Genomic DNA, 4,713 nt, shown 5'->3' with positions numbered 1-4,713 from the left:
GAACAGGCTTACGCTTTATGGAGGCATCCTTTTCCTTTACTGTGATACGGACATTATATTCGTCAAACCCTGGACAGGCAATACCATCAGCTTTCGGGCATTATGCTTCAGCGGAAACAGTAAAAATAAAATCAGCTTATAGCACCTTACCTTTCTTAGAGTAATCGACTCCTTTCTTCTTTGAATTCGTGCCCCTCTTTCCCTTATGTAAGCAACATTCATGGAGAAGGGTTTCAGGAGCCCGTTCCTCTTGAATGTCTAATCTTTCAGTCTATTTATATGACGGCTTAAACAGCCACAATCTAACGATAATTTTTATACAATTTTTCTACTATCGATAATTGTAGCATCCTTCGGCTCATTGATCGTATAGGCTACCGACCTGGCGATACTATACGGCGATATCGCCATCCCGCTACCCGGGGTGATGACCTTTTTTATTCGGAAGGGGGCTACCCATCGCTATATCAGTCGCCGTCATTCCCGTAGAAATGTTCTTCGACCGGATACGAGAGGTCGGCGATTCTTCCTAACGCAACCGCTCCGAAATCGCCCGTACCGCAAATTTGGTGGTGTTGTATACGGGCTTTCGCCGGCATAAACTTATGACCTTAAGGGAGGAGATGTTTTAATAATAGGCCAGATTTAAATCCCTCATTTTTAGTAGAATCGCTGCTTTCCCGTACAAAGCCCTCTTTATATTCACGTCTATCATCTGATTCCAATCGCCGATTTTATCCTACTAGACATTTTTTGAGTTTGGACAAAAGAGGCAACTAACTGACATACATCCAAATTCCTTTGAAAATCACATTTTTCCTAAGTGGCACTTTACCCATACGTCATACCTGTTTGTATTGGACCAACTCATGGAGAATTATCTGCCGGTACTCTTTCGCCAAAAACTCCATAGCCGCTGGCAACACAATTCGTCGCTTAAATATCTCGTATTGAAATGGAGAGATTTATATTTTGGAGTTTATCAACATATGGTGGTACAATGAACGAAACCTTATGTTCGGCGGTGAAGTATAAACATATGTGGAAATCATGGAAAATCGTGGTAATAAGTGTCTTGGCGGTTATTGTCCTAGTTTTAATCGGGGGTGGCTTGTATATCAATAACATAGGGTACAACAATGTAAAGAATATGTATAAATTATATACCTCGGATCAGAAAGTAATTTTTGTAGAAAAAGATGACGATGGAAACAGACAGTATCTTACCCGAGTAACCGAGCCTGATGAACTTCTAAAGGAGCGAATGAAAAACGACGGCTGGAAATTCATTAGACAGGATGGTGCTGGATATTTTTTTGAAAAGGATAATCAAGAAGCAATTATTACCATCAAAAAATGGAATCATAAATATTTTATCTATAAGGTTCCGAACGTAACTGTCAATATTGAGGGATAAAGGAAAAACCCACTCATACAAAGGGCGGGTTTTTCCTTTATCCATTCATAATAAGCATTATTAATTATCGGCTTTGTCTATTTCGTACCCATACACTTTAAAACCGCCCCCATACCAATCTTGGAGGGTCGTCAATGTGGGTTCCGTTAAATCCCGCGGTCTTTACATCTCAATTCCAACTCTTTACAATTGATGTTGACAATAATTCACAAAGTAAAAGATAAAAATATAAAGAGGTTTGTTGCTATGATGAGGGAGTGGTCATTTTTACTCTATCAAGACTTTGATACCTTGGCTCCAGAGTTGCAAGAAGTGGTCTATCGTTCTTACTACAGCATGGTATACAAAGATATTTTTTATCTTCTAGGTGATCATGCTCTTACAGAAGATATGATTCAAGAAGCATTTTTCAAAACCATTACTATTGTCGGAAATCATAAGGTTTCGAATATGTCCGCCTGGATGAGGCAGGTTGCCCGAAACTTGACCTATGACTATCTGAAAAAAACAAAAAAAGAGCGTTATACAGTGGACATAGATACCGTCATTAATATTGAGAACGATGTAACACTTGGTATGCAACAGATCAGCGTTGCTAATGAAGTGGAAGACAAGATTAGAGATGAATTGCTTCATCAAGCGATTACAGAGTTGAAGCCGGATTATCGGATACTCATTACGCTATTTTATATTGAGGAAAAATCCTATAAAGAAATAGCGGCTGAACTTGGTCTTTCGGAGCAGGCAGTAAGCCAAAAACTGATGCGTGCGCGCAAAAAATTACTTCATCAATTTCAAAGTAAATGGGTTGATTTCAATGGAAAATGAGTTCAGTCAGAATAAAGAACTGAAAAAGGCGATGCAACGCATCCATGACAATATCGAAATCCCTGATAGCACACCGTCCTGGCTGAAGGTCCAAGCTCGTTTGAATAAAAGAAAACGTCGAAAGCAATGGAAACGCAGGTGGAAGATTAGTGGCGCGATCGTGGTCTGCTCTTTTCTGGGTAGCATTGTAATTAGTACTACAACTCCAACTGCATACTCCCAGATTTCTTCATTACTTAAACGAATACAGAATCAAGTGATCGAATTCTTTCATGAAGAACCTGAACCGAACCCATTCGAGTCAAAAACAACTGACATGGATGATCTTAAAGATAAAAATATTGTTAGCGGCACTCGAATGGATGAAGTTACGTTGGAGGATGCCCAGTCAAAAGTTTCCTTCCATCTTTTACTTCCGTCTACGGTTCCCGGAAGCTTTGAGCTGACTTCGATTCGGATTTTCGGTTCAGCAGAAGGAACCTGGAATCATGCTCAGTTCGAGTATACCAATGATAACGGGGAAATCTTGAATATTATTCAACATGAAATTGATGGTAAAACGTCTGGATTAAAGGTAGAGATGCCACTTGATGCGGGTGAATATAAGGACATAGTTATTAACGGAAATAAAGCAATCTTGTTAATACCGATCGAAGGAAATGCAAATTTGGAGTGGCTAACCGAGGATCGGATCATGGTACGGATATCGGGTAAGCTGTCAGAATCAGATATAATTAATCTAGCCAAATCACTGCATTAGAAAAGCGAACGGCGCTCGGGACCGTTCGCTTTCTTCACTTAATTAAAATACTATTCGAATATCGAAAGCCTTCCTCTTTTACATTCCCATATTTAATCCAATGCTTAGACTTTACACGGTAGTAGCAACCTTCTATTACGGGAATATCATCGGTATAGTAAGCATAAGAAGCGTCGCTATAAGTACTATTAGGTCCGGTATTCACATCAAGCCAATCATTTCCGGTCCATCGTTGCAAGGTTAATTGAACGCCTATCGTATCAACCTTCCTTGTTCCTAAAGTTTGGCCCCAAATGTTGACTTTTTTATCACCATTGTATGATATGTATCCCGCGCCGTCGTCTAAGTATTTAAAATCCGGGTCAAAAATAGTAAAAGGAGCAACTTCAAGCGGCGGCGGCTCCGTCTTCGCTTCGTTGCTTGAGGAAGCAAAGACCTGTCCAGAAAACATTAAACTGAAAACCAGTACTGCAGAAATTAAAACCTTTACTCTTGATTTCACAAAATACACACCTTTCTTTGTATTCTTATAAATCATGACGAAAATATTATATTGAACCTAACGCTTCTTTTTCGATTTAAAATCATAAGAATATCCTGCTACTATTGCCTCCCTACAGCACTGCCTATATCCTTTTGCATTAATATACTCTTTTATCACATTGTAACAATAGGTTTGATTTGCCAAATATCCATCTATCTAGTGATCCCATAATGAATCATTTTTCATCCTTAGGCATTTACCGTGTTTTCCAAGGGCATTCGTTCATAGACTGTTGTTACGTGGTGAAAACATCACGAAAAACAAAGTTTTGAAGGAATGACATGAATACGTATACCTATTACGCTATGCCAACTTACAACCGCAATCATGATGATTATTGCCGGCAGATGTATGAGTGGCATATGAAAATGCAACATTATCGCGAGCAGCAAAGGGCTTACCATGTAGAACAAGCGAAGCATTTTCAGGCACTTATGGGCCAAAAAGCAAACGTATCCAATGACAGTGTCGCCTAACACGGAATATGTATCATGGAGCGACTTTCTGAATTAGGGCAAACCCGTATGAAACTCTTCGACAAAGTCAGAACAATTCAAATCGTTCATGGATCAACACATGTTTTCTTTCGTAATTTATGGTACAAAATTTCTTGTTCGTAAAATTATATCGGATGGTTCATTTCAAATTGTGTATAACGAAATTTGTAATGATTTGGAGAAAGGAGAGTTGAAGCACCACAAAACTGCTTTTTAATCTGTTCAGCGATAAAATCATCAAAGGGTTTTACTTCCTTAGGCTCCCGGCCTTTTTGTACGGGAGCCTTGTTATTAGTAAAGATGAAATCTAATTGGGGCGGTTTTCGGAGATACCCGCCAATGCAAGGCCATCCACTACTTTTGCTTTGAGGCCCCCAAGTCGCTATCCAAGACAAAGGTAATACGCTCGACGCCTAACAGCGACGTAGTGAATCCATCCTTGACGCAGTCATAAATGTAGGGCACTATTTGACATTTTTGTGACCAACGGTTCAAAAAATAAAAACGGGAACTTTTTCATCCGAAATACCTACTATTAAAAATTTTAACCTAAATTTCGAAAGTACCGTTCATTGAAAACATAAAAAAGTGCCCAAATCTTTGGTAGAATGGTGTTTGTCGAGAACACTACACCCAAAGAGAGGAGCACCTTTTAGGTGAAGTCTAC

At 39.3% G+C, this 4,713-nt stretch carries 5 protein-coding genes; 4 read left to right on the top strand and 1 reads right to left on the bottom strand.

The genetic code is table 11. From position 1 onward, the window contains the following. The first annotated feature begins 1,000 nt into the window (after positions 1-1,000). The 3 genes from KQI79_RS27040 to KQI79_RS27030 all read left to right on the top strand — a co-directional run bounded on the left by KQI79_RS27040 (position 1,001) and on the right by KQI79_RS27030 (position 3,005). On the top strand, positions 1,001-1,417 hold the full coding sequence (locus tag KQI79_RS27040) for a hypothetical protein (protein ID WP_216541429.1): 417 nt from the start codon (positions 1,001-1,003) through the stop codon (positions 1,415-1,417). 246 nt (positions 1,418-1,663) lie between these two features. After that, complete coding sequence (locus KQI79_RS27035; protein ID WP_253298440.1) at positions 1,664-2,245, top strand: RNA polymerase sigma factor; 582 nt, start codon at positions 1,664-1,666, stop codon at positions 2,243-2,245. Then, positions 2,235-3,005, top strand: coding sequence for a DUF4367 domain-containing protein (locus KQI79_RS27030; RefSeq protein ID WP_216541428.1), 771 nt, complete (start codon positions 2,235-2,237; stop codon positions 3,003-3,005). Before KQI79_RS27035 ends, KQI79_RS27030 begins: the two co-directional genes overlap by 11 nt. A 34-nt stretch (positions 3,006-3,039) precedes the next feature. Here KQI79_RS27030 and KQI79_RS27025 read toward each other — a convergent pair whose 3' ends face one another. After that, entirely contained in the window at positions 3,040-3,507 is a 468-nt protein-coding gene (locus tag KQI79_RS27025) for a hypothetical protein (RefSeq protein ID WP_216541427.1), read from the bottom strand. Between the two features lie 323 nt (positions 3,508-3,830). Between KQI79_RS27025 and KQI79_RS27020 the strand changes: the two genes are divergently transcribed. Beyond that, positions 3,831-4,025 (top strand): hypothetical protein, encoded by a 195-nt coding sequence (locus KQI79_RS27020; protein WP_216541426.1) that lies wholly within the window; start codon positions 3,831-3,833, stop codon positions 4,023-4,025. The last annotated feature ends 688 nt before the right edge of the window (positions 4,026-4,713 follow it).

This window comes from Paenibacillus sp. MSJ-34 (genome assembly GCF_018918005.1).
Lineage (GTDB): Bacteria > Bacillota > Bacilli > Paenibacillales > Paenibacillaceae > MSJ-34.
Note: the sequence above shows the minus strand (reverse complement) of the source record. Positions and strands in the feature narration are given on the sequence as shown.